Origin of the sequence: Streptomyces sp. MZ04 (genome assembly GCF_004684775.1) — a bacterium.
Taxonomy (GTDB): Bacteria; Actinomycetota; Actinomycetes; order Streptomycetales; family Streptomycetaceae; genus Streptomyces.
The window spans coordinates 1-4,412 of the sequence record NZ_SRIC01000446.1; the positions used below are offsets into that span (position 1 = coordinate 1).

The 4,412-nt window shown below is 71.5% G+C and carries 4 protein-coding genes; all 4 read left to right on the forward strand.

What is annotated here, in order from left to right:
- On the forward strand, positions 1 to 2,233 hold a 2,233-nt coding region (locus E2651_RS41475; protein ID WP_135336438.1), incomplete at its 5' end, for an arylsulfatase.
- Between the two features lie 454 nt (positions 2,234 to 2,687).
- Entirely contained in the window at positions 2,688 to 3,107 is a 420-nt protein-coding gene (gene panD, locus E2651_RS41480; protein WP_135336439.1) for an aspartate 1-decarboxylase, read from the forward strand.
- A 17-nt stretch (positions 3,108 to 3,124) separates the two neighbouring features.
- Positions 3,125 to 3,472 carry a GNAT family N-acetyltransferase gene (locus E2651_RS41485; protein ID WP_135336440.1) on the forward strand — a complete coding sequence of 116 codons (348 nt, stop codon included), beginning with the start codon at positions 3,125 to 3,127 and terminating at the stop codon, positions 3,470 to 3,472.
- Positions 3,473 to 3,513: 41 nt separating this feature from the next.
- Positions 3,514 to 4,173: an aspartate/glutamate racemase family protein gene (locus E2651_RS41490; protein ID WP_135336441.1), complete on the forward strand. Its 660-nt coding sequence runs from the start codon at positions 3,514 to 3,516 to the stop codon at positions 4,171 to 4,173.
- Positions 4,174 to 4,412: the final 239 nt, after the last annotated feature.

Genomic DNA, 4,412 nt, shown 5'->3' on the forward strand with positions numbered 1-4,412 from the left:
GGACGACGACGCCCCGGACGTCGTCGTCATCGTCCTCGACGACCTGGGATTCGCCCAACTCGGCAGCTTCGGCTCCGACATGGCGACCCCGCACCTGGACCGCCTCGCCGCCGACGGACTGCGCTTCAACCGCTTCCATGTCACCGCGATGTGCTCACCCACCCGCGCAAGCCTGCTGACCGGCCGCAATCACCACGCCGTCGGCATGGGCTTCCTCGTCGACCTGCCGGTCTCCCACCCCGGCTACACCGCCCGCCTGCCGAAGTCCGCCGCACCACTTCCCCGCGTCCTGCGCGACGCCGGCTACTCCACCCTCGCCGTCGGCAAATGGCACCTCACCCCGCGCTGGGAGCGCACCGCCTCTGGCCCCTTCGACCGCTGGCCGCTCGGCTACGGCTTCGAGCGCTTCTACGGCTTCCTGCAGGGCGACACCAACCACTACGCTCCGCGGCTCGTCCGCGACAACCACTACACCGAGCCCCCGGCGGCCCCCGAGGACGGCTACCACCTCAGCGAGGACCTCGCCGACTCGGCGATCCGCATGATCCTCGACCAGCAGCAGGCCACCCCCGACAAGCCGTACTTCCTCTACTTCCCGCTGGGCGCCACGCACGCCCCACATCACGTGCCCCGCGCCTGGAGCGACCCCTACCGAGGCCGCTTCGACCAGGGCTGGGAGCGCTGGCGCGAGGAGACCTTCGCCCGGCAGACCGCCCTCGGCGTGGTGCCCGGCGACACGGAACTCTCGCCCCGCCCGCCCTGGATCCAGGACTGGCGGGAGCTTGACGGGGACGAACGGCGGATCTTCGCGCGCATGCAGGAGGTGTACGCCGGTTTCCTCACCCACACCGACGCCCAGATCGGGCGGCTGCTCGACTTCCTGCGCCGCACCGGCCGCCTCGACAACACCCTCGTCCTGGTCCTCTCCGACAACGGGGCGAGCGCGGAGGGCGGCCGCATCGGCACCCTCAACGAGCACCGCTTCACCGCGCGTTCGGGCGACAGCGCCGCCCGCAACCTCGCCGCCCTCGACGACTGGGGAGGCCCCGCGACCTATCCCCACTACGCCTGGGGCTGGGCCTGGGCCGGCAACACCCCGCTGCGGCTGTGGAAGCGCTACACCTGGCTCGGCGGCACCCGCGCCCCGCTCATCGCCCACTGGCCCCGCCGCGTCCCCGACCCGGGCACGATCCGCACCGCCTTCACGCACGCCGTGGACCTGATGCCGACGATCCTCGAAGCATGCGGGGTCGAACCGTCGACGGAGGTGGACGGCGTACCCCAGCAGCCGGTGGACGGCCGCAGCCTGCTGGCCGTCCTCGACGACAGGGACGCTCAACTGGAGGCTCCTACGCAGTACTTCGAGATGCTGGGCTCCCGTTCCATCGTGCACGGGGAGTGGAAGGCCACCACGGACCACGTCTCGCGCGGCGTCGCCGACGAGGAGCGACTCCTGCCGGGCAGCCGCGACTTCGCGGCCGACCGCTGGTCGCTGTTCCGCCTCACGGACGACTTCGCGGAGGCGCACGACGTGGCGGATCAGCACCCCGATGTCGTACGGGAGTTGGCGGCCCTGTGGGACGCGGAGGCCGAGCGCAACCAGGTCCTTCCCCTCGACGACCGTATGCAGGAACGCCTGACCGCGATGATCCCGCCCGCCTGGCCGCCGCCGGCCCGTGCCGCCTATGTGCCGGGCGGCACCCCGGTGCACGACGAGGCGCTGCCTCTCCTCTTCGGCGGATTCGAGCTGACCGCCGACGCCGAGGTGCCGGACGGCACGGTGGCCGCGGGAGTGCTGTGCGCGCTCGGCGACCTCAACGGCGGATTCGCGCTGTACGCCCATGAGGGCCGCCTGTCGTTCGCCTGCTCCCGCGCCGGTGACCTGGACCGGGTGGTAGCGATGGAACCGCTCGGCACGGGAAGGCAACGCCTTGGCGTGCGCTACGAAGTCGGCCAAGAGGGCGAGGAGGAGGGGAAGTTCATCCTCCACGTGAACGGCGAGGACGTCGCGACCACGTCCCTCGGCGGCCCGTTCCCCTACACCTTCCAGCACGGGGGTGCGGGTCTTTCCGTCGGCTACGACACAGGGCTTTCGGTCGACCCGGAGCGCTACCGGCCCCCGTTCGCGTGGCGCGGCACCCTGCACGAGCTGGTCATCGACACCACGCAGGGGCAGGGACGCGAAAAGCCGTCGGCGGAGGACGAACTGCGGGCGGCGCTGCACAGCGACTGACGGGCCCTTCAGGTCCCAGGTCCGGTGCCCCACGACGTCCACTGGAAGGCCGTCTGAGACGCACGACGGCGCGTCGCAGAGGACGGAGGCAAAGACAGTACTGCGTCGCTGTGGAGCCTTCCGTCGGCGCGGCGGCGGCGGGCGTTGCCAGGGCCGCGGTACCGGCGATAACCGCGGTGCCGGCCACGGCAGTTGCGATCGTCCCGATGTGGGAACGGTTGAACTTCATGGAGAAATCCCTCTCTTGTCGAATCTTGTCGGACGTGAGCGAGAGACGGAAAGTCGGGTCCCGTTCTCACCTCGATGCACAAGAAAGGTCGCCATAGCTCGCGCCGGCAGGATGGGTATTCCCGCAGTGCGGCCCTGGTGGGAACCCGCGACACGACATAAAATGCGCACTCAGCCCTTGACCTGCAAAAACGCGGGCAGGGAGCCTAGATTCCGGAGTGTTCTGATGCTTCGCACCATGTTCAAGTCCAAGATCCACCGCGCCACGGTGACCCAGGCCGACCTGCACTACGTGGGATCCGTCACCATCGACGCCGACCTCCTCGACGCCGCCGACCTGCTGCCCGGCGAGCTCGTGCACATCGTCGACATCACCAACGGCGCCCGCCTGGAGACGTACACCATCGAGGGCGAGCGCGGCAGCGGCGTCATCGGGATCAACGGTGCGGCGGCGCACCTCGTGCACCCCGGCGATAGGGTGATCATCATCAGCTACGCCCAGGTCGACGACGCCGAGGCTCGCACGCTGCGGCCCAAGGTCGTGCACGTGGACGGCGCGGACAACCGCGTCGTGGCCCTCGGTGACGACGCGGCCGCTCCGGTTCCCGGCGCCGACGACATGGAGCGCAGTCCGCAGGCGGTGTGAGACCTCCAGGAGAGCCGATGAGCAGTGCGATCGAGATCCGTGACGACCGGGCGCGCGGCGTCCTGGAGGCCCACGCGGGCGGCGACGTCGTCGGCCAGATCGTGTACTTCACGCTGGAGGAGCCCGAGCGCGCCCTGGTGCCCGTCCACACCGAGGTCGAGCCCGAGCACGAGGGCGAGGGCATCGGGGGATCGCTCGCCAGGGAGCTGTATGTGATGGCCGCTCGCGAGGGCATCGCCGTCGCGCCCCTGTGTCCGTACGTCGTGAAGTGGGCCGAGCGGCACCCGGACGAGGCGCCCGTGCCCGCAGGCGAGCTGGTCAAGGCCGCACTGGACAAGGTGAAGTCGGACCCGGCCGCATGGTGACCGACGCGAGTGACGCGACCGACGCGACCGACACGGCTGGCATGACTGGTAGGGCCCTCGCCCTCCTGCACACCTCGCCCGTGCACGTGCCCGTCTTCGAGGGGCTGCGGGACGAGGACCACCCCGGGCTCGCCCTGCGGCACCTCGTCCACGAGGACCTGCTCGCGCGGGCCCGCGTGGACGGGCCGCAGGCGGTGGCCGGGGATGTCCAGAAGCTCCTTGAGCAGGCCGTCGCCGACGGGGCGGACGCCGTGCTCTGCACCTGCTCGACCATCGGCGCCGTCGCCGAAGCGGGCGCCGCCGCGCTCGGCGTGCCGGTCCTGCGGGTCGACCGGCCCATGGCGGCCGTCGCCGTTGCCGCGGGGCGGTCCGTCGCGGTCGTCGCCACGGTGGAGAGCACCCTGGAGCCGACCGTCGCCCTCATCGAGGAGGAGGCGGCACGGGCCGGGCGCCCCGTCGAGGTCAGCACGGTTCTGGTGGCGGGCGCCTGGGAGCGGTTCGCGGCCGGGGACCGGAACGGATGTCTGGAGCTCGTCGCGGCCGCCGTCGACGCCTTGGAGGGTGTGGACGCCGTCGTGCTCGCCCAGGCGTCCATCGCGGACGTGGCCGACAGGGCCGCCCTCGCCGTCCCGGTTCTGTCCAGCCCGCGTACCGGTCTGAGCGCGGCCGTTCTCCGGTGCCGGGCGGGGGCGCCGTCGTAGGGCTCACGCGGGGGGTGAGCGAGCTGGTCGAGCTGTTCGCCCCCTATGCGGAGTACCGGCGCAAGACGGATCGGGACGTCCCCGTCGTACGGCTCAGCCGCACCGAAGGCTGACACCGGGCGGCGCGGGGACGCGTGGACTCGGCGGGCGTGGGCACGCGGGGCGGGAGAGAGTGGACGCGTCCGACCTCCGAACCCCGCAGACCAACCTCCGAACCTCGCTGGAGGACCCCATGACCC